The sequence below is a fragment of the Mesorhizobium huakuii genome (genome assembly GCF_014189455.1).
GTDB lineage: Bacteria > Pseudomonadota > Alphaproteobacteria > Rhizobiales > Rhizobiaceae > Mesorhizobium > Mesorhizobium huakuii_A.
This window is the reverse complement of the sequence record NZ_CP050296.1, coordinates 6,346,746-6,371,300: the sequence shown is the minus strand read 5'-3', so window position 1 is coordinate 6,371,300 and position 24,555 is coordinate 6,346,746. Positions and strand designations below refer to the sequence as shown.

Annotated in this window: 20 protein-coding genes; 9 read left to right on the top strand and 11 right to left on the bottom strand. The window is 58.4% G+C overall.

The window, feature by feature from the left end; genetic code table 11:
• The first annotated feature begins 1,720 nt into the window (after positions 1 to 1,720).
• Positions 1,721 to 3,139, top strand: a complete 1,419-nt coding sequence (locus tag HB778_RS31060) for an OmpA family protein (protein ID WP_348524642.1) — start codon at positions 1,721 to 1,723, stop codon at positions 3,137 to 3,139.
• 422 nt (positions 3,140 to 3,561) lie between these two features.
• Here the strand turns inward: HB778_RS31060 and HB778_RS31055 are convergent, their stop codons facing one another.
• A complete protein-coding gene (locus tag HB778_RS31055; RefSeq protein ID WP_348524641.1) occupies positions 3,562 to 3,873 on the bottom strand; it encodes a hypothetical protein in 312 nt (103 codons plus the stop codon).
• Positions 3,874 to 4,611: 738 nt separating this feature from the next.
• Here HB778_RS31055 and HB778_RS31050 point away from each other — a divergent pair.
• Positions 4,612 to 5,088 carry an Hsp20 family protein gene (locus tag HB778_RS31050; protein WP_183459462.1) on the top strand — a complete coding sequence of 159 codons (477 nt, stop codon included), beginning with the start codon at positions 4,612 to 4,614 and terminating at the stop codon, positions 5,086 to 5,088.
• Between the two features lie 835 nt (positions 5,089 to 5,923).
• On the opposite strand, the gene HB778_RS31045 is transcribed toward HB778_RS31050, so the two are convergent.
• Positions 5,924 to 6,187 (bottom strand): YMGG-like glycine zipper-containing protein, encoded by a 264-nt coding sequence (locus tag HB778_RS31045; RefSeq protein WP_136619715.1) that lies wholly within the window; start codon positions 6,185 to 6,187, stop codon positions 5,924 to 5,926.
• A gap of 185 nt (positions 6,188 to 6,372) precedes the next feature.
• Positions 6,373 to 6,624, bottom strand: coding sequence for a GlsB/YeaQ/YmgE family stress response membrane protein (locus HB778_RS31040; RefSeq protein ID WP_183459460.1), 252 nt, complete (start codon positions 6,622 to 6,624; stop codon positions 6,373 to 6,375).
• 177 nt (positions 6,625 to 6,801) lie between these two features.
• Between HB778_RS31040 and HB778_RS31035 the strand changes: the two genes are divergently transcribed.
• On the top strand, positions 6,802 to 7,758 hold the full coding sequence (locus tag HB778_RS31035; protein WP_348524640.1) for a PRC-barrel domain-containing protein: 957 nt from the start codon (positions 6,802 to 6,804) through the stop codon (positions 7,756 to 7,758).
• A 691-nt stretch (positions 7,759 to 8,449) separates the two neighbouring features.
• Here the strand turns inward: HB778_RS31035 and HB778_RS31030 are convergent.
• Both HB778_RS31030 and HB778_RS31025 read right to left on the bottom strand, forming a co-directional pair.
• Positions 8,450 to 10,120: a PAS domain S-box protein gene (locus HB778_RS31030; RefSeq protein WP_244661683.1), complete on the bottom strand. Its 1,671-nt coding sequence runs from the start codon at positions 10,118 to 10,120 to the stop codon at positions 8,450 to 8,452.
• 145 nt (positions 10,121 to 10,265) lie between these two features.
• Complete coding sequence (locus HB778_RS31025) at positions 10,266 to 10,571, bottom strand: hypothetical protein (RefSeq protein WP_183459459.1); 306 nt, start codon at positions 10,569 to 10,571, stop codon at positions 10,266 to 10,268.
• On the opposite strand from HB778_RS31025, the gene HB778_RS31020 reads away from it, so the two are divergent.
• Positions 10,570 to 11,010, top strand: a complete 441-nt coding sequence (locus tag HB778_RS31020) for a hypothetical protein (protein WP_183459457.1) — start codon at positions 10,570 to 10,572, stop codon at positions 11,008 to 11,010. The genes HB778_RS31025 and HB778_RS31020 overlap by 2 nt on opposite strands.
• Positions 11,011 to 11,093: 83 nt before the next feature.
• Positions 11,094 to 11,270 carry a DUF982 domain-containing protein gene (locus HB778_RS31015; RefSeq protein WP_244661682.1) on the top strand — a complete coding sequence of 59 codons (177 nt, stop codon included), beginning with the start codon at positions 11,094 to 11,096 and terminating at the stop codon, positions 11,268 to 11,270.
• Positions 11,271 to 11,574: 304 nt separating this feature from the next.
• Here the strand turns inward: HB778_RS31015 and HB778_RS31010 are convergent, their stop codons facing one another.
• Both HB778_RS31010 and HB778_RS31005 read right to left on the bottom strand, forming a co-directional pair.
• Entirely contained in the window at positions 11,575 to 12,384 is an 810-nt protein-coding gene (locus HB778_RS31010) for a transglutaminase-like domain-containing protein (RefSeq protein ID WP_183459453.1), read from the bottom strand.
• A 69-nt stretch (positions 12,385 to 12,453) separates the two neighbouring features.
• Positions 12,454 to 13,353, bottom strand: a complete 900-nt coding sequence (locus tag HB778_RS31005) for a transglutaminase family protein (RefSeq protein WP_183459451.1) — start codon at positions 13,351 to 13,353, stop codon at positions 12,454 to 12,456.
• A gap of 196 nt (positions 13,354 to 13,549) precedes the next feature.
• Here HB778_RS31005 and HB778_RS31000 point away from each other — a divergent pair, with 196 nt between their 5' ends.
• On the top strand, positions 13,550 to 13,894 hold the full coding sequence (locus HB778_RS31000) for a hypothetical protein (RefSeq protein ID WP_183459449.1): 345 nt from the start codon (positions 13,550 to 13,552) through the stop codon (positions 13,892 to 13,894).
• Between the two features lie 1,854 nt (positions 13,895 to 15,748).
• Here HB778_RS31000 and HB778_RS30995 read toward each other — a convergent pair.
• Positions 15,749 to 16,249, bottom strand: coding sequence for a DUF982 domain-containing protein (locus HB778_RS30995; protein WP_183459447.1), 501 nt, complete (start codon positions 16,247 to 16,249; stop codon positions 15,749 to 15,751).
• A gap of 455 nt (positions 16,250 to 16,704) precedes the next feature.
• On the opposite strand from HB778_RS30995, the gene HB778_RS30990 reads away from it, so the two are divergent.
• Positions 16,705 to 16,911, top strand: coding sequence for a hypothetical protein (locus tag HB778_RS30990; protein ID WP_244662029.1), 207 nt, complete (start codon positions 16,705 to 16,707; stop codon positions 16,909 to 16,911).
• Positions 16,912 to 17,062: 151 nt separating this feature from the next.
• Positions 17,063 to 18,073, top strand: a complete 1,011-nt coding sequence (locus tag HB778_RS30985) for a sensor histidine kinase (RefSeq protein ID WP_183459445.1) — start codon at positions 17,063 to 17,065, stop codon at positions 18,071 to 18,073.
• A gap of 180 nt (positions 18,074 to 18,253) precedes the next feature.
• On the opposite strand, the gene HB778_RS30980 is transcribed toward HB778_RS30985, so the two are convergent.
• Positions 18,254 to 19,348 (bottom strand): L,D-transpeptidase family protein, encoded by a 1,095-nt coding sequence (locus HB778_RS30980; RefSeq protein WP_244661681.1) that lies wholly within the window; start codon positions 19,346 to 19,348, stop codon positions 18,254 to 18,256.
• 602 nt (positions 19,349 to 19,950) lie between these two features.
• On the opposite strand from HB778_RS30980, the gene HB778_RS30975 reads away from it, so the two are divergent.
• Complete coding sequence (locus HB778_RS30975; RefSeq protein ID WP_183459441.1) at positions 19,951 to 20,925, top strand: chemotaxis protein CheB; 975 nt, start codon at positions 19,951 to 19,953, stop codon at positions 20,923 to 20,925.
• Here the strand turns inward: HB778_RS30975 and HB778_RS30970 are convergent.
• Positions 20,915 to 21,253 (bottom strand): response regulator, encoded by a 339-nt coding sequence (locus HB778_RS30970; protein ID WP_244661680.1) that lies wholly within the window; start codon positions 21,251 to 21,253, stop codon positions 20,915 to 20,917. The two genes, HB778_RS30975 and HB778_RS30970, sit on opposite strands and share 11 nt — an antisense overlap.
• A gap of 13 nt (positions 21,254 to 21,266) precedes the next feature.
• Complete coding sequence (locus tag HB778_RS30965; RefSeq protein ID WP_244662017.1) at positions 21,267 to 24,506, bottom strand: CheR family methyltransferase; 3,240 nt, start codon at positions 24,504 to 24,506, stop codon at positions 21,267 to 21,269.
• Positions 24,507 to 24,555 lie beyond the last annotated feature (49 nt).

Sequence of the window (24,555 nt, the reverse complement as noted above, 5' to 3'; positions counted from 1 at the left end):
ATAGCGACCGTTTCCATATCGTCCTGGTCGACGGCCAGAAGATCAGTATTTTTGCAAACTTGAACTTGAGTTCCCGGTCCCCAGCGAACTCATCGATCGTGACGTGCAAAATGTTCACATTAGCATCGATCAAGCGCGTTTGTATGCTGTCGGAAGACGCTGCCAGCGTGCGAAGTGCTGCGAAAAAGTGCTCTCGCGCATTGGAATATTTATCGTCCATGTTGATACCTTTGGGTGAAGCGCGGCGCCTTGGACGTGAGGTGCGGCCCGGCTAACGCTCTCGGGATGGCCGGAGTCAACGATGTGACCGGCCGAACATGGGCCTGCGCCTCGCTTGACACGGCAAATTACGATCGAAATCGGACAATTGGAATTCCTGTAGCGACCTAACCATCCATCGCCGCGCCCATGGATGGCGAACTTTGTGTCCGGCAGCGCGTTGTCGGGGGTAACGGAGAGAGGTCCAATGGGCTGGGTTTTTGGGTTAGCGTTTGCGCTCGTCTTGTTATTCGCGGTTTTGCTGGTCGTTACAGTACATCGGGATTTTCAGAGCTCTCCCACTTTTCATCGGCTGCGGCGTTGGAGACAGACGCGGGATAGCTAATAGTACTGGCGCCGGCAATTTCGTGACCGATCAGGAAGATGTAGTACAGATACGCATCCGGTGGGAGGAAAACCGCATCTGGGCCGATACGCGTAATCTGTGCGCCGTCGCTAGGCCGAAGCCTGCGCGGTGCTGGCGGCGGCGGCGCCTATCGACCAAGCTTGTAATAAGTCCATCGCGAGGCGCCAAACAGCCATTCTTGTTCGCCCTAGACGTTGAACCGCGCCACGTCACCTTAATCAAGCACCCGTTTGGTTGGGCTCGGCAACCAAAACTCAAGTCGCGCATTTTAGTAAATGCTGTTGGACCAAATCCCCATGTGTTGTTCTCGCTGCGGAGCGCGCGACCATAGTTATGAGCACTGCACACATCTGAACCATGCCAGTCTGTCCGAGGCGCCTCGAGGTTCGATCAAGACCGATGACCGGCACAAGCAACAGCTTCCAGCTCGCAATCTACGCCACTTTGAACCGGACCGATTTCTTGACATTGACTAAAGTCGTTTGCCCGCAAGTCTGATCGCGGCGCCGAAGCCATTTGCCCGCTGGGTCCCTCCAAGCGGTCAAAAGGGCCGGAAGGCCCGTCGCCCGCTGGCTCCCGGCCAGCGGGCGTTTTTGATATAACAGACACAGATTGCCCGGGAACAGGCGGCCGTCCTTCGACTGAATCCCCGGCCAAGCCCGGCAACTTGCCGCCCCTCTTCCGAAGTAATCCCCGTCGTTTCTGTTGGGGAGCTTATCATTCGGAATGAGCGGAACGAATGTGGCAGTGCCCAGTTTGGATAGCGACGGGACGCCACACGGAGAATTCAAATGACACGCCGACCAAAGATTTTGGCCAGCACCGCACTGGGTTTGCTGATCGCCTCAGCACCGTTCGGGGCAGCACTCAGCAGCGCAGCCTTCGGTACCGCACGGTTCGTCGCATCTGCACCGCCTATTTTTATCAAGCTGAAATGTAAGGAGGGCGAGTCCGCCGAAGCCTGCGCGCTGAGGCAACAGGCTCCGTCCGACAATGCTGCTCCTCTTCCAGCGACCGAACCACAGCCTACTCCAAAACCAAACGAGGCAGCCCCGGCGTCTGAGGCAACTCCAATTCCAGAACCTACCCCACCGGTTGAACCGTCCGCGAAGGAACAGCCTGCTCTACCGGCCGCGCCCGCGCCTTCGTCCGAGCCTGCGCCGGCTGGCGAGCCTGCCCCGGCCCCCCGGCGAACAGCCGGCGGAACCGACGAACAAACCCGAAAAGAAACCTGCCGCCGAGCAGCCTGCCACCGAGCAGCCTGCACCAAAGCAGCCCGTGACTGGAGAACAACCTTCAACCGATAAGCAGCCTGCAACATCCGAAAAGCCAGCCAATGGTGAGCCGGCGGCGCCGGCCCAAAGCGAAAAGCCAGTCCAGGGCGAGGCGCCAGCGGATCCTAACGCCGCACCAGTCCTCGACAGCGAAAAGGATGCAAAACGTCCGGGCAAGGACGCCAACCCCGCTGCTCAGCAGAGCGATGGCGGTCAGGCCGCCGCGCCTGCGGTTGCCCCCGTAGACGCCGGACCACCGCCAGCGGACGACAAGGCAGCGCAGCAGGAGATCAAGCCTGAGAAGATCGTTCCGGTGACGGAGGAAAAGGGTACTCGCCGTGACCAGGCGCCAGGTAGTCAGCCGCCGGAACGCCCAAAAGGCGCCGATGTCCTCACGGAAATTGGCGGCCGGATCATCATCCAGTTCAACAACCGGACGATAGTGAAGAGCGACGAAGCGCCGCGAATGAACCATGGTGCCAAGGATGTGTATTACGAGGATCTGCCGGGCGGCCGCACACGCGAGACGATCGTTCGCGACAACGGCAACCAAATCGTCACCATCCGCAACCGCTATGGCGACGTCATCCAGCGCTCTCGCATCACGTCCGACGGCCGCGAGTATGTGCTGAGCTATGTGGACGAGAGGTATTACCAGGACGTGCAGGATTGGCGCGATCCTGGAGATGACTTGCCACCGATGCGGCTCAACATCCCGCGCAAGCAATACATCCTGGAGTCCGATTTGGTAGAGGATGCGAGCGACTACTACACCTTCCTCGAGCAACCGCCGGTGGAAAAGGTCCAGCGCCTCTATTCGGTCGACGAGGTCAAGCGCTCGGCGCGTGTGCGCGACATCGCCCGGCGGGTTGATCTCGACACGTTGAATTTCGAGACCGGTTCGGCGGCGATCTCGGACAGCGAAGTCAAAAAACTGCAAGGCGTGGCGGACGCAATGGAGCGGCTGCTGAAGAAGAACCCGGCGGAAACCTTCTTGATCGAGGGCCACACCGATGCGGTCGGTAGCGACAATGCAAACCTGGCATTGTCCGACCAGCGAGCCGAGGCAGTTGCCGAGGCCCTCACCAACGCCTTTGGCATCGCGCCAGAGAACCTGACGACCCAAGGCTACGGCGAGAGCTACCTTAAGGTGAATACGACGGGGCCCGAACGACAGAATCGCCGCGTCGCTATCCGCCGCATCACGCCGCTTGTGGCGCCCGTCGCCAGCGCCAACTGACCAAGGCATCTCGCGATCCGGTAAAGCGCGCCGGATCGCGAGACCATTGCCAGCCAAGGGACCCTATGGCCGGCCGACCCAGATGATTTTAAGACTTGATTTACCGGGCGGTTTTAGCGTCCCACTTGCGGCTAAAGTTGCAGTTCCGCCGTCGCTCTCAGTCCACCTAAGAGCGACGGGTACCTGCCTTAGCACAAGCCGCCGGCTGTCAGGATGGACGGCTTATGTAGGCTGGCCGCCGGCCCGGAATATGTCCCCCGACTGACTGCGTGGCTCGCGCAGGGCTTAGAGCCGAAACGGCGCGCGGCCGAGTCGCCAAATAGACCACCCGCGTTAAGTACCGTATCGACTGCGAGAACTGGAGTACGTACCGAGCGCTCGTCGAAGGCGCAGGTCCGGCCAGATTGGCCGGACCTGTACCATTACCTCCTGCAGATGCGAACTCGCTCGATGACGCGGTGGTGATGACGCCAATGCTTGATTAGCACGACGCGGCAATGGTGCCGATGATGCCGATGGTAATAACGGGGCCTATAGCCGTTGTCATACATGTCGTAGTATTGGGAATAGCCTTGACCGTAGTAGTCTGGATACCGATCACGACGGTAGTAGTCGTAATCGTCGTCGCCATAACCACCACCAAAACCAATAATGACGCCACCGGCGTTTGCCGGAAAGGCGGTAGCGGCACAAGTGACTGCAATCACCGATGAGAGGACTAGCTTCCTTATCATCACAACTCTCCTGAGCTGAGAGTGTCCCGTCGGGACAAAAACGCTCTGGAGCGGAGGTTGTTCCCTACAAAATAGCCGGTGCCGCCCTTGCCCGCGTTTTGGTCAGGAAGTGTCATTCCAGGTGCGGAGACCGACGTTCCTCTTCATCCGCACACCCCGCAGCCCTGGATAGAGCATCGTGCCAACCGATACGAAAGAACGCTGCGGCGGAAGCCTTGAAAGAGATGGGAACCTTTTGTCGGCGAGCCGCTTTCTGAGCATGTCCCAAGCCGTTGAAGCACCTATCTTGCCCGAGAATAGTCCAGACAGGGAGGTGAACTGCGAGGTCGCCTTGGAAGCCGCCTTCGCGGCCTTGGTGACTGCCGCAGAAGGCCAGGGGTGGACGCCCAATGAAACGGCTTTAACTCTACTCAAAATCGCTACGAACCACGCCCAAAAGACCGAGGCTGTCATTGCGGTCCCTGATACTGACAAAACAGCGATCGAAACTCGGGCCTAGCCGGCAGGGACGCCCAGGCTCAGCCGGCTACCTCTCCCGCGTCAGTAGCAATCGGAAATCGACTTTTTGTTCGAATTCTAGGTGCCAGAAGCCGAGCAAAAAAATTCGTTGCTGCTCTTGAACGATTTCTTGGTCATTCCCAAATCGATTGCCGTCGAGGCTTAGGCTCGACGGAACAGGCGTCGCGATGGCCCTGCGGCGCCGCTTGTAACCCATGTTGCTTTACGGAGGATATGGCTATGAGAAGCTCTGACTATGCCCCCCTTTATCGCTCCACGGTCGGCTTTGACCGTCTCTTTGATATGCTCGACAACAGCGTGCGCTCGGACTGGCCGCCCTATAATATCGAGAAGACCGGCGACAATGACTACCGGATAACCATGGCCATCGCCGGGTTCAGCTCTGACGAAGTTGAGCTTACCCAGCACGGGCCGGAACTGATCGTGGTCGGCCAAAAGCAGGCCGACGAGAGCGATCGGCAGATTCTGCACCGCGGCATGGCGACCCGCAACTTCAAGCAGATCTTCAAATTGGCGGACTACGTGAAAGTCGCGAAAGCCTCTCTCGAGAATGGCCTGCTGTCTGTAGATCTCGTCCGGGATATCCCCGACGAATTGAAGCCTCGTCGCATTGGTCTCGAGTCGTCGAGCAATGCAGCTCCGTCTCAGCAACAGCAGATCAGCCAGGATACGCAGCGGCAGCGCAAGGTCGCCTGACTGCTCGGAAGATGCGCAAACTGCGGTCCCGCCTCCAGGCTCAGCCGGGAGGCACAGATTGCGGAGAATGGAGATGACAACCGGATTCGAATTTTTATCAAAGCGGAAATGCAAGACTCCTCCACAAGGGATTACTCATCCAGCTGATGTCGTGGGCCTCCCCGAACTGAGTGTCGAAGAGAAGCGTGCTCTTTTGGCTTCCTGGGCATCCGACGCCTGCGCGGTTCCCGGCATACCTCTGCTGCGTCAGCGGGATGACGGAACGATAGCAACGATCGACGACATCCTGCGCGCTCTGAAGGCTCTGGAGGGCACACCGGACGACAAAGGCCAAAATCGGAAAGGCACGATTTGGGGAAAGCCGTATAGTCGCCGACGTCAAAGCGCATGGGCCCCTTGGCCGCATCGTCGTCGGCGGGATGAAGACGATGATCCTCCACCCTGTCCTGCGTATGGCGCAATCTCCCCAACAAGAGGTGGGGGCGGGGCGACCGCCTGCCTGGAGCCGGCATTGGTCTGAGGGGTGGGCCACCGAGTTTGTGATACGTGCGGCTTCCATTTGCGCCCGTTCCTGGAACATTAGCTGGCGCAAAGAGTTCGTATCGACGACAGATAACGACCCCTCGCTATCTGCTAAGATCGGGTTCGCAAACTCGATCGGAGCCCGCGCTCTCCGCCAGAGGCGCGGGCTTTTTCACAGTCTTCCTCAAGGCTCTGTCGCAGCAGAGCTCAGAAAGAGGAAGCAGAGAATGAGCAGTGTTTTGACTCTATAGGCCATCCAATCGTCCTAGCCAGGTTAAGGCGCGTGATCGCAACAGATCACGCGCCTGAGGTATCAGTAGCCGTCCGGGCACCGGGCAATGTAAACGCGCCCATTACGATCGCGATACCGGCACTGGCCGGCCTCACTGGCGTGCCCGATCACCGCACCGGCGATCGCGCCAACTGCACCACCAACGACGGCCCCTTGTACCGGATCGCCGGCCACCGAGGCACCGATCGCGGCACCTCCCAAGCCGCCCACGGCAGCGCCTTGTTCCGTACGGGAACATGCCACGAGCGGAATAAGCAGGCTCAAAATGAGCAGTGTCTTTTTCATGGGTTCTCTCCTGAAGCCTCGATTGGCCGGAGAATAAATGCGCCAAGGGGTTTTTCGATCCATGGCCGTGTTGCCTTCATGGAACAGGTCGTCTCCGCTCCATGGGCGGACTGCATAGGCTGAAGCACCTGAGCCCTTCGTCGGACGAAGGGTTCAGGTTGAGGGCAACCGCAATAGTTCGCGGACTAGCGTTTTATTGCTCGGGCCACCGCGATCAAGATACACGCGCCGATGAAGCCGGCGACCAAATAGCCGAGCCAGCCGGCCAACGATATGCCAAGCACGCTAAGGATGAGGTTGGCGACAATCGCTCCCACGATCCCCAAAATGATGTTCATGAGCACGCCCATGTTGCTTTTCATGAACATCTCAGCGAGCCATCCCGCGATACCGCCGATGATGATCGCCGCCAGCCAACCGACGCCAGGATTCTGCATAGTTTTCCCCTTTCCGCGAACCGCAATTGGTTCGACGGGGGAACGTCCGGGAGCCAACAAGGTTCCCGCGATACAGTGCCGTGCAAGCTCAAAAAAATGCGAGATCGCAGCGGTTTAGCCCTCTCAGGCGACTTCCAAATTCCAAGGGGAACTTCGCATCGTGCGGCCCGTTGTGTGGTGGCAAACCGTGCCGCGTTCAGCCTCCCTGCAATGGTTCGGCCGAACGCGGCGTGCATCAACACTAACGCACAAAGGAAACGTACCATGATCGGCAAACTTTTGGCTACCACCGCAATAGCAACCCTGCTGTCGTCTGGCCTGTGGGTATCAGGGGCCGCCGCTGAAGATGCCACCAAACCTGCCACCGCTACGACCACTGCGGCGACAGCGCCGGCGGCCGTTGCAGACGGCAGCCTCGTCACCAAGATCATAGGCGCCGCCGTCTATGATAGCGCCGCGGACAATGCCGCGAAGATCGGCGATGTCAAAGACATCGTCCTCTCGAAGGACGGCAAGGCCAAGTACATTATCATCGGCGTGGGCGGGTTCCTGGGCCTGGGGGAAAAGAACGTCGCCTACGATTTCAGCAAGGCCGAGTGGGTCGAGAAGAAGGGTGAGCGCTGGCTGGTCGCGAAAACCACCAAGGAAGACCTTCAAGCGCAAAAGGATTTTGACCTGAAGGTCTACGACACGGCAACGGCCTCGAACACCACTGATGCCGCAGCTACCGCGGCCAACAATGAAGCGGCGCCAGCCACGACGGACAACACGGCCACAGCGGCAATCGACAAGTCTTCGCTGACCGAGATGCCGATGGATAAAATCAGCACCAAGGATTTCATCGGCACCACGGTCTATGGCGCCGACGATGCAAAAGTCGGCGAGATTGGAGATGTCGTCCTGAGCGGCGACAAGAAGGTTGATGCCGTCGTCGTCGACGTCGGCGGCTTCCTCGGCATGGGCGAAAAGCCAGTTGCTGTTGGCCTGGAGAAATTGAAGTTCCTGTCCGACAAGGATGGCAACCGGTATCTCTACACCAACTTCACCAAGGCTCAGCTTGAGGCGCAGACTGCCTATGACAAGGGTACCTACGCGCAGAATCGCGACAAACAGCGGATCATTGTTGCCCAGTAGACCCCAACGTGGCCCGCGCTGTTAGGCGCGGGCCATCGGTTTTCGATCGTATGATCTGACAACCCGGGTAGATTATCACTAGAGAAGATCATCTCGATCTGCCCATCGGCTAAATAACGTAGCACATTCAGGTGCTTGTCGGTTCCACGCAACGGCGCCGTCGAAAAGGCCCGTCCGTCGGTTCTCAGAGCGATGGGGGCTGCAGGCGCTGTGCGGCGGTGGCGGAGGGTGGCCCGCTGGCTAGGCGGACGGCCGCAGCGGGCAAGTCTCAAGGACTTCGGCGACAGCCATCCCCTTTAGACGGCAAACTCGGGCTCAACGTGAAATGGTACCGCAAATCGAGATTGCTGTAGCGGCGTTTCAAGCGCGGTTGCGTTTGCTCGCAGAGCAGTTCGGCCAAATCATTGCCGAGTGGACCCGGAGGCGCGTTCCTTCTGCCACGATCGTGACAGCGGCGCCGTGGTCGCTGTACTCCAACCCGGTTTTACTGCGATTATAATCCGTGAAACGCGACTTAGGCTACGCCGTTCGCCGAACTCGGCGTATTGTAGAACGCGGCCTGCGGGTTTCTAAGCTCCATTGGCAACAGAGGCTTCCACGGCAGCCAGGGGCGCTTCCAGGCTCCAGGTGACCCCATGCGCGCCGTACTCGAGATTTCCATGCCCACCAACCGCGTTGGGCGCAACCCGCTTCAGCACCACGGTTCCAAACCCGCCATGTCCGATCGTCTGGATTCGCGGACCATCTGTTTCGGCCCAGTTAAGGTGAAACAGCCTTGAAGCACCGGAACCAGCGGTGTTCCATGTAACCGAGATCTCGCCGTCATCGCCTGACAGCACGCCGTACTTGGCCGAGTTGGTCGCGAGTTCGTGGAAGGCGATCCCGAGATACTGCACCGCATTGGGACTGAGGACCAAGGGTGGGCCGGACATGGCGATAACCTCCCCCGTGGGAAAGGCTTAGCTTGGGCGACCAACAGATCATTGATTGTTGCGCCCTTCCAGTCGGCTGATACCAGCAGGTCGTGGGATCGCGACAGCGCCATGATGCGCTCGCGCACCTGGCGTTCAAACTGGTCAGGCGTCTCCGATCGTTTGTTGGTCTCGCGGATCATAGACAGGATGACAGAGTACTGGTTCTTCACCCGGTGGTTGACCTCGCGCATCAGCATGCGAATACGTTGTTCGCTTTCCCTGGCCGACGTGATGTCGCGAGCAATCTTCGATGCGCCGACGATCTGTCCCGTTGCGCTGCGAACAGGCGATATTGTCAGCGAGACAGGAACCAAGCTGCCATCCTTGCGCTGGCGGACGGTTTCGTACGTTTCGACCCGCTCGCCGCGACGGATGCGTTCGAGGATGCGGGGTTCCTCGTCCTGATGGTCGTCGGGGATCAGCATGGTCACCGACCGACCGATCGCTTCATCGGCGCTGTAGCCGAACAGCCGTTCGGCGCCGTGGTTCCAACTCTTGATGATCGTGTCCAAATCCTTACTTACAATCGCGTCGAACGAGGATTCCACAATTGCTGAGAGATGCTGCCTTGCCTCTTCGGCACGCTGGCGGTCCGTCAGGTCCAGCAGCATGTTAACGGCACCAATCAGATTACCGTGCTCATCCCGCAGCGGTGTGGGATATGGCAGGAACGGAAAGAAGGATCCGTCCGGACGGCGCGCTATGGCTTCCTGGTTGCGCACCGGCCTGTTTTCCTTGAGCGCAATTGCCATCGGGCACTGGTCATGCGGCAATTCCTTGCCATCGGGAGTGAACAGCTTGAACGTCACGCACCATTTGTCCTTGCCGACTTTTGGCTCTGTGCCCGCAAGATCGGCGGCGGCGCGGTTGTAGTAGGTGATCGTGCCGTGCTGGTCGGTCGTGTAGATGGCAACCGGAAGGCCATCGAGGATCTGGTGGTAGGTGCTGCCCTGCTGTCTTAACTCCATGCGTGTCCGCTCCAGGTCGGAAACATCGACCGTGAAGCACCTGGTGTTGATCAGCTTGCCGTCCCGAAAATGGCCGCTCGACGTGATTTCGACATGCTTGATCGATCCGTTACAGGCTTTCAATCGCGCCGGATATCGCGTGATCTTCTCACCACGGGTCAGCCGTGACAGAATGTCATCGATTACGTCGCGGTCGGGATAGAATTCGGCAATGTGGCGGCCGACATATTTTTCTGCACTGAAGCCGAGAAGGTCAAGCTCAGCCTGATTTGCGTGGAGGATGACCCCATCCGCGCTTACCAGATGGAGCGCGACGGCCCCGTTCTCGAAGAAATCCTGATAATCGAACGACCTACTATCCTCACTGGACAGTTCCGGACTCTTGGAGACGACAACGTTCTCCTGCGTTACTTCATTCATCCGAGTCCCCGATCGCGACTTAACCGACCTAAATGTGGTTCATGGCAATTCGTTCCACGACAGTCGCTCCGTCGATGGTTTGCACGACTCCAGTGGCCGTCGTTCGGGGGGTGCGCAGGCCTTTCCGTCATCCCAGCAAAAGCGATTAGTCGGGCCAATCTCTGGACGGTGGGGATTTTGACTTTCGCCTCTTTCCGTGCGCGATTATCGAGGCGATGTCGACCGTGACCAGACCGCCAACCTTAACGGTCACCTTCCCACATTGGTCATCGACGCGGATGACATTCCCGACGAGACTAACCTTGTCACCCGACCTTTTCTTCATGGGAGCATCGATCGCGAAGGGGAAGTTATAGGTCGGAATACTGACGCTGGCGCGGCCGCTTGGCAGCACCTTTACGATGGTGGCTGTCAACGTAATCTCATCACCGATCTCGATGTCCCATGCCATGAATATGACTCTGGAGCGGTCAGGCCGGTCGTCAAGCGATTTTCCGATTTCGATAACAACGAAACCGCTGCGTCACGCGTCTACGGTGATGGCGCACGGACTGCCGGTCTATATCGGCCGTCTAGTATCGCAGCGGGCTGACGCTGCCTTGATTGTGCAGGCGCTACTGGCCCAGACGTTCAGCGTTCGGGCAGCTTGCCGGCGTCGGCAAGCCGGCGAGCGCGTCGCGATCGATTATCAGGTGATGTCGAGATCCGTTCATTCGACCTGTTCCGTACGCATCCTGAACCACCGCAATGGCCGCATCTCGGCGAATATCTTTCGTTTACCCGATCCTGTGCCTAATCCTTTTGATTCGCACCAGCGCAAAACATTCGTTCATTGGCTCGAACACTTGGGAGTGCTTTTACTAGCGAGAGGAACTTGGAAAATACATTGACGTTGTGACTGATGAACCGAGTTCGATCCGGCATCCCCGTCAAAACCAAGCATGGAATCCGCGTGGTGTATTCGAACGTCGATATGAGCGACGTCCTCACCAATGGTGATTGGCCGTCGGATGGACCCAAGTTCCTTGCTGCACTGGCTGCCCTCGTCGAGGCGCGGATAGGGCGATGCAGCGACTCGAATGTGAGAATTGCGTTCATTTCTGCCGCCATGGAAGCGAATGTGCTGCCAGAAAGTTTTTTGCAGAATTGAAGCAGGAAATCGCCCCGTTGCTTAGCGTCTCTATCTTTGTCAATCGGTCGCATTTTTCCGGGACACTTTGCCAGGGTTACCCTGTCGGCCCTAAACGCAGACCGGCCACCATGGTTTCGGGATCCGTCGCCACGCCGAAGCCGTCCTCCTTCACCGATAGGGGACAATCTGGACCTCGAAAGTCGACTGCGACTTGCCCGCTAGTCAGCGGTCATGGTGGTGGGGCTGGCAGCACCTTGCCTCAGCCGGCGCAGACTGCCGGTAGGATCCGGCTACAGAATCTCTTTGGGCTGTTGCAAGATTTCTAGGCCGCAATCTCTTCGGCAATAACTTCGAAGTTTGCCAGTCTCGACGGACCAAAGCTGGTCGAGAGGGCGACATCAATCGCGTCCCGGCCGGTCGCCATCAGGATTCTTCCGATGCGCGGGTGATTGTGCCTTGCGTCGAATGTGAACCAATGACCGCTGAGATAGGCTTGGAACCAAGCGCTGAAATCCATTGGATCCGCCACCGGCGGGATGCCGATATCGCCGAGATAACCGGTACAATAGCGCGCGGGAATATTCATGCAGCGGCACAAAGTGATTGCCAGATGGGCGAAGTCCCGGCAAACGCCGGTTCGATCCGTGAAGCCGCCATGCGCGGTGCGCAATGCGTCGGCATTTTGATAATTGAAGGCTATGTGATTGTGAACGAAATCGCAGATGGCCTGAACGCGAGACCATCCAGGTTTAGTGTTGCCGAAGGTCGCCCAAGCGAAATCACCCAGTCGATCGGTATCGCAGTATCGGCTGCCTAGAAGAAAACTCAGTATTTCATCCGGCAGGTCTTTTATATCGTGTTGTATGGCATCGGGCGCAACAATATCAGGTTTCCCGCTGTCATAGATTTCAAATGTGGTCGATATCGTCGTCAGTCCGGCAGGAGCTTCGATCCTCGTGCATGCGTTGCCGAAACTGTCGATGTAGCCCCTGGCTTCGATGGGCCGATCAAATCCAATCACCTGGTCAGTCAGAAGGTCGACGCGTCGCGACGGGTGGATTTCAAGGACCAGCAACATCGGTGTTGGCTGGGAACATTCGTAAGTGAGGTTATAACCAGCGCGTATTCGCATCAAAGCTCCGACGATCCTTGTTCAGGAGCGGTGCAAACTCCGCTCTGAAGAAACGGTTCCCAGAAAATATCAAAGAGTTGCAACTTTGGTCTGCTCTTTTTCCTTGGTCACTTTCACCTCGACGTGCATCCCCAAGAAGCTTGATGCGGGACCAGAATAGCTGCCGGAAAGAGGAATGGCTTGCCGTGGGTGACGAGCGACTGCCACCCTGATCAGTTCCCGGTTGCCGACAATGCCGTTGGTCGGATCGAACTCGACCCAACCCGCTCCTGGCAAATAGACTTGGCACCAGGCATGCGTTGAGCCTCCGCCCCGCACATCCGCACTATCTCGGGTTGGGACATAGACATATCCCGTCACGAAGCGGGCGGCGAAGCCAAGCGATCGAACTGCTTCCATCATGAAAAGTGCAAAGTCACGGCACGTGCCCCGCCGCAGATGGAGCGTGACCAAGGGTGGCTGCGTCCCAGGTTCAGTCCGACGGGAATAGACAAAGCTTTCGTGGATAGCATAGCAGAGCGTCATCAACAGTTTGCCTGTCTCGGTCTGCCCGGCGGCGCTCAAGAACTGGCGCGCCCATTTTCCGATTTCGTCGCCTTCGTCTGGATGCTGGCGTTCGATGGTCTGCGAGAGGTCGAGGACTTCGTCAGGCTCATAGGAAAACGGATAGTTGAGTGCCGCCTCGTCGATCCGGAAATCAGGCGTAAGCTGAGGCGTGTGATCAAGCCGAATAGCGGTTTCGAAGTGCAGTGTCTTGGCAGACTCCACGAAATCGATCACCGCAACGCAGTTTCCGAAAACGTCGTGAATCCATCTGACCTCCTTCGGCTCTGGATCGATAATCAGGGCGTGGTCGAGAAGCCTTTGATCGAAACTGTCGCGAGGTCTGAACATTAACCGGTGTTCGCCGAACCTTACCGGTCGGCTGTACCGGTAGACGGTTGAGTGCCTCACTGAAAAAATAGGCATAGCGTCGAGTACCACCTTCTACATACACATTGGTTTGCGGCACAATTGATTGTGCCTTCGGCGTGGTGTCGACCTCAAGGCGGCAGATCCGCCATGAAGATCTCTCAGATACCTCGCCAAAGACACAACGCCCGACTCGGGTAGAAGGGGCCAGAAAACTAGCCACGCAAAGGCGGCGTTGAGTATTGGATCTGCGATGCAATACCTGCTCGCCCTGCGGTTCGACTGTTTCCCGTTGAGATATGTCTCCAGATTAGTAATATCCCGCCGAGAGCATGCCGTCCCTAAGATCGTCTTTTTCGACACCTTGGCCAGTCCGCGAGGAAACAACGGCAGAAAAAGGAACGCCCCCAACGTGGCCTACACGCTTATCTGGTATGGCAAACAGGGCATCATAGAAAAGGTGCCGTTCGACGCCGAGAAGGCCGCACGGGACCACGCCATGGCGAGCTTTCCCGCTCGAGCCCAGGAAGGCATTGTAGCGGTTGAGGTTCGCAAGGACGACGGCACGGTTGTATTTAGCCAAGCAGGCACCAACTGATCGTTCCAGATCATGGTCGGGTCTATAAGAGAGAAGCCACCCCAATGCTTCTGCCCTGACTCCTTAGCCGAAGCCTTTGGGTAGCCCGTCTCTAGCAGGTGGGCGGGCGATCATTTTCGGTACAGGGCGAGGGGTCAATACCTGCCGTCAAGGACGAACTCCCAGAGATCGCTGCCAATTTGTGCGTGTAGCGAGCGCCAACTGATTCCCCGGTTGGCGAGGAGCCGCGCGCCCTCTACAACGGGCGATGAAGAACTCACAACCTGTCTACATGGTCTACTCTCCGCCAACCCGCGGCTTTCCCTATCTGGCGGTTGTTCTTGCAACTGACGGCACTGTCAGCGCAATGCCCTTCGAGACGCTCGAAGAGGCTTCGGCATTTAACAATCAACTGGCTAAGACACGGCACGGTGGCGGCATCAGGCACTGAGCGCGCACCCCGCCAAGGATAAGATAAAAGCATGAACGCAGTCGTCCTGTTGGGCTAGCGCCGCATGCTTCCCGGGACAATCCTGGGGCGCGGCCAAACCCTCAGGTGCGGGTGTCGCAAGCCAAGGAAACCAAGTATCAAAATGACGATCACGACCGCTCCGACCACTGGAGGTTTCGGCCCGGGAAATCTGGCGAGGACGCTGAGCTTTCTTGTGCTTCTGGTCGACGAGGCTGCGCACCCTGATCCGCTGATTTAGCCTGGTGTGCAAATCCGGGTCATGGTCGGGCGCGTGCTCCTTCTGGTCCACGTCGAGAGGTAGTCTTTTTCTCCGCGATCGGGCGACCAAGCCGACCGATCCTGGGAGATCTCGTCTATGATCCGGCGCTTGCTCATCGCGGCATTCAAGGCCTGCGGTGTCTTCAATCGCCAGTTCAGCGAGATAGGTGCTGGAGCGATCGGCGATCACTTGGAGGTGAGTCGCAGACGTGTTTGCGCAGATGGCGCATCATTTAAGGTGCCGATAAATCGTGCATCTCTCACGATGATCGGGATCGTCGGCAGCGATGCCCATGGCCAACGCGCGCGATAGTCAAAGCCAGCGAAACGAACCGCGCTCATGCCCCTTGCCAGGCTTGGCCGGCTTCGTGCCGGCCGGAAGCCCAGCGAATGGCCCGATAGTTCCAGACGACAGCGGGATGCGGTGCGGGCCAGCGGCTTGGTGCCGGAACCAAAGGGGTCGATGGCGGTTAGTTCTCGAAGGGACCATTTACGGAAGTGGAACAATGGTCGAACTTTTGAATATAGCTAGCTACCGCCAGACAGCGCGTTAACCGAGCCGAACTCGCCCTCGAACAAGCCGAAGAATTGTTGGAAGAGCAGTATGGCGTCGCTATCAATCTCACGCTGTGCGACAGAGTCAGGGTTGCGCAACAATGCGTGGCAGAGGCAAGAAGGCGCCATAGGCAGATCGATCCGCCAAGTGGCACATGATTTTGGACTGCCCGTGATGATCGTCACCTTCCACGCTGAAATTGCGAAAGTGGGCCCGTTTATCGCGCCGCAAGGCTTGAGCTCCTGAGGCAGCAAATGATGCGCCATTTCGAGCGTACGGATACAGCGGCCGGCAAAGTCGAACAGATGCTGGTCCGGTTCGCTGAAGCAAGCACGCTTGGGGACTGACTTCCGGCTCTGCCTGAATGGTCGCTGTCGCGCGGGCAGCTCCGTCTATCGCTCTGGCTGATGCCGCGTTGCGGCTATGCGTCGACGCGCAAGAACGGGTGGCGGAAATACGCCGACGGGAATGGCGTCCCCCGGTTGACGATGTTCGCTAAAAGAAGCCAGTTCGCTGCGCAAGCTCGAGGTCCCGCGCAGGGTCGCCGGGACCGACGCCGCCAGCGTAACGGTCCACCCGGCCGGAGGTTTCAATGCTGCGCCTTCAAGATCCTGGCCTCTCGCAACAATGAAGCACGATCAGACCCAACCATATCGATTAGGTCGCGAGCCTGAGCCTCGGTGATGCCCGTCTCGCGTGCCAGGAAACGGGCAAGAAAATCTTCTTGCTCTTCCCTGTGTCCACGATCCCGCCTTTTCTCGTCGGCGATGTAGGACGACTTGGGCTGCTCTACCGAACGGAGCGATGGGGCGTCCCCATCGCTTTGAACGCGTTGCACGTCGAGGCCCGCCTCCTGCGCAGCCGCCAAAAATGCGCGACGGGCATTTTCAGCATCGTCCGCAGTAGACAGTGAGCCAGTGCAGGCCTGAAGGGCGTACCGGTAGCCTGTGCCATGGTCCTCGGGCCATTTCTCCATCATGAAGATGGCAGCCTCGGCAGCGCTGCACAGCCTACGTGTATCGCCAGTTGGCAACTGAACAGTCACTGGAGTCCTGAAGAAGGCATCGTGCATCGCGTCACCCACATCCATCCAACTCAGCGAACGGCTTGCGACGCCATTCGTTCCCATGACGAAGCAAGGCAGTATTTGCCGGCTCGATCAGGCGGCTGAAATCACCGAATCAGTCCAGCGCACGTTCTGCCTTGCCGCGTCGCCGAAGGCACTGTCGAGCGCGCCGTACTCCGCTGCCGTCGCTGGGTTCGGTGTTAGGAGCGCGGAGGTCTGATGGGGCTTCGTGGGAACGGAGTTCCGCCTCCATCTCCCGATTGGAGTTTTCAATTTCGCTTCCCTAGAGGCCGTCATCCTCAACGAGGTGATAAGCATGGTTGTGGTACGACCTCACTTCCGTTCCGCGCGGGAACCATTCCGTTCAGTGCGCTTGCAGCTCAATTGCCAGTAATCATTAATTTGCTTGCCGGTAGCTTGCTTGGCGCGTGGTTGGGCGCTCGCGCCTCACGCCTACCTGGAGGCGAAGAAGTAGTCACATGGACAAAACCCGCGCCAATGCGCGAGAGCAATTTTTCGCGGCGATTTGTACCCCTGCGGCGTCGCCTGACAGCATACAGACCCGCGTAAAGAGCATTCTGCAGGTCCCCATTGAGGAATCGAGGGGCGACCGCGAACTCATGATCAAGTTCGCCCGGATGGTTGACCTTCTGGCGATCGGGACGACCTTAAAACGACTGCGGTGAAAACGGCCGCGCACATGATGAATTTCGGGGCAGTCGAATCGCGGATTTGATCTGCGATTTTCCTCAGATATGCAATGAATAAGCTGACAACACCGCCCGCATCTTGTTTACAATATCGAAGCCGTTTTGTTCCGACCCTTTGCGAGTTTCCATGACGACGACAGCGGAACATCTAAAGCCCCTCCTATGGGAACCCAAGAACCTGATCCGTGCCGTCGAAGCCGCAGGGGTAACCCTTTTTTCGTGGAACGTGGATAGCGATGCGCTGGCGATGGATGACCGGGCCTATGACCTTTGGGGCATACCACGCAACACAGACGTCAAGTTTGAAGACCTGTCCGCGCACATCCATCCTGCCGACCGTGACAGAGTGCGGGCGGCCTTCAACGCCACGCGAGCGATTGTGGGTCCGTACGAAATCGATTTCCGAATAATGATCGGCGACGAACTCAAATGGATCTCCGCCCGCGGACAAGGCGACGACGAAGGGATGGTCCAGCGGATCATGTTCGGCATTTTTATAGATGTGACCGGCCGCAAGCAGGCGGAAGAGGGCCGCGAGCTTCTGGCGGGCGAGATGAGCCACCGCGTCAAGAATCTGCTGACCATAGCCTCCGGGCTCACTGCTATCACCTCGCGCTCGACGTCCACGACCAATGATATGGCGCGCGAGCTTACACAGCGGCTGACTGCGTTGGGGCGCGCCCATGATCTGGTGCGGCCGCTGCCCAACCAGACCGAGGACGCCTCCGCCCTGCTTGGGGATCTCTTGACGGTACTGCTTGCGCCTTATGACGATCTGGGCGCCTTCAGCGGACGAATCCGGGTGTCGGTGCCAAGGATGAGTGTCGGCGAGTCCTCAGCAAATGTCCTCGCGCTGATCATCCACGAACTTGCAACCAACTCTCTCAAATACGGCGCCCTGTCAGCCGAGACAGGGACATTAGATGTTTCATGCGCGGCGCAGAATGACGCCGTGATGATCGTCTGGACAGAAAGTGGCGGGCCGGTCGTCGAGGCGCCTGCCGCTGCGCCAGGCTACGGGAGCAAATTGGTCGAGCGCAGCGTAACCGGTCACCTGCGCGGCTCGATTAGCTATGATTGGTCAAAAGAGGGTCTGGTGGTCACGCTGAAAGTCCCTCCCCAGCGCCTCGCACAATAATCACCCCGCTCGCCGTCAGCAGCCAACACGCCGGTCGTTGCACCACGCACTTATGCAAGATAGGGCAGGGCGGCCAATCACTATTGCGGTATATGGTTGAGAGTAGATTTAGCCTTCGTTGATGATTTGGGCCGTTCCGGAGAAGACTGAAGGCTTAACGCCTAACAGTTGCTTCGCTGCTCACAGGAACTGTACCGGCACGCCGGGGCTGAGCAACTTGCTAAGCTCAAGAGCGTCCCAGTTGGTCAGGCGAACACAGCCATGCGAGCCGGTCTTGTCGATACGAGCGGGTTCCGGCGTACCGTGAATCCCGAAGCTTGGTTCGGACAGGTCGATCCAGACAACCCCGACGGGACCATTGGGCCCAGGCGGGAGGGTCAGGACCTTGTCGTTATTACCCTGTTTAAAGTTGAGCTTGGGATTGTAGGTGTAGGTGGGATTGTCAACAACCGCCCTGACCGTATGCGTACCCGAGGGTGATGGGTTGTCCTCGCTGCCAATAGTGGCGGGAAATGCTGCCAGAAGAGAGCCGCTTTCTGAGTAGGCGCGAAGCTGACCTTCAGCTTTGTCCACTTCCAACCTGATGGCTTTTCCACGTTTGCCTAAGCCGAGATCAGCCACGGAGATCGTTTCGCGCTCGGCAAAAGTCGCATTCGGATTCAATGCTTTCAGAAAATCCTCGTCCATATGGAAGCGTTCGGCAAGTGCTTCGCTCGCACGGGCATAGCCTAGGTACTTCATTTCGGCCATTTTGGCGTAGTCCTTGGGAATGGCACCCACCACCGTCGAAAGGTCGTCGGCCGTGATGACATAGCTGCCGATCACCTGCTTGTCCGCGTCGATAGCGCCAATGACCTGCAACCCAATCTTGCCGTCTACCGGAAGCCCACGCATCAGTTCGAAGGCCGCAATGGCATGCCGTAGGTTTCCTCCATCGAGCCCATCAATCACTCCTGGCGAGGCCCCGGCGCGGTCGAGCAATATCTGCAACCGGACAATCGACGGTGAGGGCTTGTCTCCCGCCGGGGGTTGGCTGAACTCCGTCGACGGGGTGGCCACTCCGATTTGGAAGGTACTGCTGGTTGTCAGCGGATCGACCTTTGAAGACATCGGCTCGTAGCGCGCAGGCACCGCGTCCAGTGGTGCCGCGTTGATGGTGTCGGGGGTAAGCAACGACGAGGCTGTTGCCTGTGACATGACGGATGTCGCCGCGAAAATGCCAATGACCGTGCTGGCCGCAAAGGTGAGACCTGGTAGGCTGGGGGCGCGACGCATGGGCAATGCTCCTGACCGCGAACGAAAAAGGCTGGCAAGCGACATTCTCCCGGATTGGTTACCGCTTTCTTAACATCGACGGCTCCGTGGGCGCGGCTCAGGAAAACTCGTTGAGCCAGATAGGAATCGAAGTCTGCCTATGCGGCTTCGTATGATCGTAGCCCTCGAAACCGGCGGCAAGAGGATTGAGAACCGGACGTCGGGGCCTTGCAAATGCACTTGCTGATTCATCAAAGAGGGCTGTCAACTTATGGCTTAGAAGCACCACGCACGGCACGCGCGTCCATCAGGGCAGAATCGAACCACGCGCAGTTCGACCTGCTGTCACAACGGACGCGTTGAGCGGGGCGTCAAGACCGCACGCTTGAGAACTGCGACCGGCGCGTGAGGCGCGCGGCCACCTAAGCCAAAACAAAATGCGCAAGTAAGTGGACGGCCGATTGTCAAAGCGAGTGGGCTGAGTCGCCGTGCCATTCAAAAAACGAACTTTTGTCAGTCTGGCGCATTGATGTCCAAACCTTCAATTGAGCCAGGCACACAGGTTTCTGATGACGCACTCCGCCATAATCGTCATAGGCGCTTCGGCAGGCGGCGTAAGTGCCTTGCAGTTTCTCGTTGGCGCGCTGCCCGCCACCCTTTCCGCGCCTGTTATGCTCGTTCTACACGTTGGCGCTTACAAAAGCTCGCTCCCAGCCCTTCTGACGGCAGCTGGGCCGCTCCCTGCAAAACACGCAGAAGACGGCGAATCGATCGGGCCTGGGCGTATCTATGTGGCTCCCCCGGATCGTCATCTAACCGTCGTCGAGGGCAGGGTTCACCTATCGCGTGGGCCTAAGGAAAACTGCGCTCGGCCGGCCATCGATCCACTGTTTCGGAGCGCCGCCGAAACCTACGGTTCCAATGCCATAGGGGTGATCCTGACGGGCAATCTCAATGACGGGACGCTCGGCCTTGAGCAGATAAAGCAGCACGGCGGCCTCACTGTGGCCCAGGATCCAGAGGACGCGGCCCATCCGGACATGCCAAGGAGCGCCGCTGCGCATGTCAGTCTCGACTATTGCCTACCGCTCGCGGACATTCCGAAACTACTGATTAAGCTGGTCAATGGAACAGATGGAAAGGCAGTGGTCATGCCAATCACCCCTTCGCAACCGCGCGCGGCGGAAAAGCTCATAATTTCCGGCGGCAGAACTTTTGAACGGCCTTTGACGGTCACTTGTCCAGACTGCGGCGGTGCCCTGAAAAGACGTAAGGTTGGGTCGATCATAAAATTCGATTGCCATGTCGGGCATACCTACACAGCTGAGGTGATGGCCTCGGCTCAGTTCGAGGAACTGGAAAAGGTGATGCGCGCCGCTGTCAGGTTCCTCAACGAGCGTGCGGAGTTCTGCCTCCAGATGGCGGAGCATAGCCAGTCGGTTGAAGCGAGCATCGCTTCAGATTGGCATGCTGCCAGCAAGCAGGCGTTGGATCGAGCTTACAAACTTCGCGATCTGGTCGAGCAGGATTGGATCACGCCGGAAGCTGGCCGGATTGCCTCGCCCCATGACCACGAGCTGGCGGCGGTTAGCGAATGATCGGCGTCGCTGCGATCAAATCTTCAAGTTCGCGAGGGTGATAGGGCTTCTGAAGCGTCGGCTCATCGCGGTACCCATCCACCAACCCGGCCGAACCATAGCCTGTGGCGAACACGAATGGAATCCCTCGCTGTCTCAGGATTTCCGCGACAGGAAAAGACTGCGTTCCCGACACGTTGATGTCGAGTATGGCGAAATCGATGTCGCTGTCCCGGGCAAACTCGATGGCCTCTGGCACGCGAATGGCGACCTCCACAACGATGTGCCCCATTTTCATCAACAGATACTCAAGGTCCATGGCGAGCAGGAATTCATCCTCGACGATCAAGATTCGTCTGGTCTTATGGCTCAGCACCCGAGGTCCCCGCCTGTTCAGGTCGCTCGGGCATCGGGGCATCTATCGTGCACACCACACCTGACGATTCATAGGAAACGCGCACCTTGCCCCCTAGTTCCGTCGCGAGTGCACGTTCGATCAATCGCGACCCAAAGCCCTTGTGCGTCGGCGCGATAACGGGCGGGCCACCGGCTTCGGTCCAACTGAGGAGGAGGCGGCGATCCTCACCCTGGCTTTGGAGCTGCCATACGATGCCGACGTGACCTTCCTCGCTCGAGAGGGCGCCATATTTCGCCGCATTGGTGGACAGTTCATGCAGTGCCATCGAGACTGCGAGCGCTGCGCCCGGCGCGAGTTGGATGGGCGGACCATCGATTTGGAAACGGTTTGTCCCGCCTGCATGTGGCTTGACTGTATCATGGATGATTTCGGTCAGATCGGCCCCCGTCCAGCTTTCCCGGGTCAGCACGTCATGCGCCTGCGCCAAGTTGATTAGACGAGCGCCAAACGCCTGCCGCGCCCCTTCTATGGTTGAAGCATGACCAAGGGTTTGGCTCGCTATAGATTGGACCACCGCCAGCGTGTTCTTTACACGATGATTGAGTTCGCCGATGAGGATTTTTCGATGCTCATCGGCACGTCGGCGTTCTGTGACGTCTTCGATCGCCAGCAGGATCAATTCAGCGCGGCCTCCTTCTTGTGGCAACTTGGTGGCGGTGAGCAGCATGGATCGTCGCCCGGCTTGGCGGAAATCCTGCTCGATTTCGAAATTGTGGATTTCCTCGTCCTTCGAAAGCACTTCATTCAGAAGCGCCCGAAGTGGCGGATCATTCCACTCGCCGGTTCCCAGTTCAAAGATAAGTCGGCCTTTGGGTTCTTCGTCGAAAACAGCGAACAATTCGCGGAAGGCAGTGTTGGCGGTTTGCACGCGCAAACTGCCATCCAGAACCAGCAAGGGATGCTGAACCGTGCGCACTATGGTTTCGGAATAGATGCGGGCGGCGTCGATCATGTCGGCGTCACGTTTTTGCTCGGTAATATCAGTGAACGCAATGACAACCCCGGCAATGTGATTGTCCAGTGTGCGATAGGGCAGCATACGCCTCAGATACCAACGGCCGGAATCACCTCGTACTTCGACCTCGATCGGGGTGAGCTTTTTGAGCACCGTCTCGGCATCCGACAAGAGATTTTCGTCGGAAAACTTCCGGGCGAAATGTCCGATCGGACGGCCAATGTCTGATGACACCAGGTCAAACTGCCCTTTGGTGGCGGGAGAAAACCATTTGATCCGGAAATTGGTATCGAGAAAAAGCGTTGCAGTATCGGACCCGGCCAACAAATTGTTCAAATCGTTGGTGGCACGCTCAAGTTCGGCGACCTTGTGCTGAAGCTGGGCGTTGACGGTGTTCAGCTCTTCATTGAACGACTGGAGTTCCTCTTTCGAAGTCTCCAGTTCCTCGTTGGTAGACTGAAGCTCCTCGTTCACCGAGGTAGCTTCTTCGTTCGAAGCTTTCAGCTCCTCATTGGTCGTTTCCATGTGTTCAATGGTGGTCCGCAATTCGGCGCGGGCCGCCTTCAACTCCTCCTGGAGGGCCTGTTCGCCGGACGATGCATCCCCCGGATTCTCGCGCGTAGCGGTCTCGGTGGTCTCTTGCCGCTGCGCGACAGGCGCAAAACTCACGAGGAAAAAGCCACCAGCGCGGGAGGGAGCCGGCACCGGCACGACCGTCATCGCAACAGATCGACCCGGCTTGCTCTCCCGCATGCGAGCGCTGACGGTTACGCTTTTGTCTTCATTGGCCGCATCGCGGATTGCCACGCGAAGTTTGGACCCTAGCCCATCCCGGGCCATGGTCAGCAAATCTCGGGTCGGTTCGCCCGGGGGTTGCTCCAAATAGTCTCGGGTCGTTCCGTGGAAATAGAGGACACGGCCTTTCTGGTCGATCAACACTGACGCCGGCGCGTAGTGTTCGAGCAGCGCGCGACGAGCGATTTCGGCGGCCGAGACGTTTTGCTCAGGTTCTGGCAATATTGTCTTGTCTATGGCTTGGCGCTCCATGGGTCGATCCGACCGTGGATAGTCGATGAGGTCGTGCCGGGTCGGCCCCAAGCGGCGGAAAATACGCCATTTCTTCGATACTGTCTCAAACAGGTCTTCGTGCCGGCCGACAGTCTCCGCGTTGCCAAGAAAAAGATGGCCGCCCGGGCGCAAGGCAAAATGGCAAAGGGCGATAATCCTCTGCTGTGCCTCTGGCTCCAGGTAGATCAGGACGTTGCGGCATGACACCAGGTCGAGGCGCGAGAACGGCGGGTCGCGCAGCAGATTCTGGGGCGCGAACACAACCATATCGCGAAGCGCCTTGCTGACCTGCCAGGTTGCGTCAAGTTTTTCGAAGAAGCGCCGCAGGCGTACCACGGAGAAACCCGTCGTGGCGGCGGCTGGGTAGATGCCATCCCGCGCCTTGCGCAGATTGTCTTCCTGGGCATCGGTCGCGAAAACTTTCACGTCGAAGTGTTTTCCGGCAGCCTCAGCCAGTTCGGTCACCAGCATTGCAACGGAATAGGCTTCTTCGCCAGTGGAGCAGGCTGGCACCCAGATCCGGACCGGAGCGCCTGAGGTGCGCTCCGCGACTAACGGCGCGATTGCCAGTTCGGCGAGAGCCTTCCACGCTTCGGCGTCGCGGAAAAAGGCGGTGACGCTGATCATCAGGTCCGCCGCCAGCGTGCGGACTTCCTCCGGGTTGGTGCGCAGTTCGTCAATATATTCGTCCAGCGTCTCGATGTTCCGGAGGCCCAGACGGCGGTGAACGCGACGCTTGAGCGTGTTGCGTTTGTAGCTGCGGAAATCGGGGCTGCCATGAGCCCGCACTAAGTCCAGAACCTGCTCTAGCGTCACGCGGCCGCCTGGCCAAGTAGCCTCGATCTCTGCCTCCCGGGCGACGTAGCCGTGGCGGATGTACGCAAGCAGGGCCTCCGGCATCTTTTCCGGAGGAAGAACATGATCGGCCATGCCCGCTGCTATGGCGCTCCGGGGCATACCGTCGAACTTGGCCGTCTCGGGCGCCTGAACCAGGCTCATGCCGCCCTCGGCCCTGATTTCTTTGAGACCCTCGGTGCCATTGCTTCCTGTCCCCGAGAGTACGATGGCGACGGCTCTTTGGTGCTGGTCCGCAGCGAGTGAACTGAATAGGACGTCGACAGGATGCCCTTGCCCGCGCGGCGCTTGTTGATGGCTTTTCAAAAGCGCGGCTAAACGACGACAAGAGTTTGGTGCTTGTGGACGGAACAAA

Excerpts from the sequence above, each read along its gene's own strand:
- HB778_RS30985 (WP_183459445.1), top strand. The coding sequence starts at position 17,063 with ATGACGACGACAGCGGAACATCTAAAGCCCCTCCTATGGGAACCCAAG.
- HB778_RS31030 (WP_244661683.1), bottom strand. The coding sequence starts at position 10,120 with ATGAATGAAGTAACGCAGGAGAACGTTGTCGTCTCCAAGAGTCCGGAA.
- HB778_RS31020 (WP_183459457.1), top strand. The coding sequence starts at position 10,570 with ATGAATATGACTCTGGAGCGGTCAGGCCGGTCGTCAAGCGATTTTCCG.
- HB778_RS31045 (WP_136619715.1), bottom strand. The coding sequence starts at position 6,187 with ATGAAAAAGACACTGCTCATTTTGAGCCTGCTTATTCCGCTCGTGGCA.
- HB778_RS31005 (WP_183459451.1), bottom strand. The coding sequence starts at position 13,353 with ATGCCTATTTTTTCAGTGAGGCACTCAACCGTCTACCGGTACAGCCGA.
- HB778_RS31055 (WP_348524641.1), bottom strand. The coding sequence starts at position 3,873 with ATGATAAGGAAGCTAGTCCTCTCATCGGTGATTGCAGTCACTTGTGCC.
- HB778_RS31015 (WP_244661682.1), top strand. The coding sequence starts at position 11,094 with ATGAGCGACGTCCTCACCAATGGTGATTGGCCGTCGGATGGACCCAAG.
- HB778_RS31025 (WP_183459459.1), bottom strand. The coding sequence starts at position 10,571 with ATGGCATGGGACATCGAGATCGGTGATGAGATTACGTTGACAGCCACC.
- HB778_RS30990 (WP_244662029.1), top strand. The coding sequence starts at position 16,705 with ATGGACAAAACCCGCGCCAATGCGCGAGAGCAATTTTTCGCGGCGATT.
- HB778_RS31000 (WP_183459449.1), top strand. The coding sequence starts at position 13,550 with ATGCAATACCTGCTCGCCCTGCGGTTCGACTGTTTCCCGTTGAGATAT.
- HB778_RS30995 (WP_183459447.1), bottom strand. The coding sequence starts at position 16,249 with ATGGATGTGGGTGACGCGATGCACGATGCCTTCTTCAGGACTCCAGTG.
- HB778_RS31010 (WP_183459453.1), bottom strand. The coding sequence starts at position 12,384 with ATGCGAATACGCGCTGGTTATAACCTCACTTACGAATGTTCCCAGCCA.
- HB778_RS31050 (WP_183459462.1), top strand. The coding sequence starts at position 4,612 with ATGAGAAGCTCTGACTATGCCCCCCTTTATCGCTCCACGGTCGGCTTT.
- HB778_RS30980 (WP_244661681.1), bottom strand. The coding sequence starts at position 19,348 with ATGCGTCGCGCCCCCAGCCTACCAGGTCTCACCTTTGCGGCCAGCACG.
- HB778_RS31040 (WP_183459460.1), bottom strand. The coding sequence starts at position 6,624 with ATGCAGAATCCTGGCGTCGGTTGGCTGGCGGCGATCATCATCGGCGGT.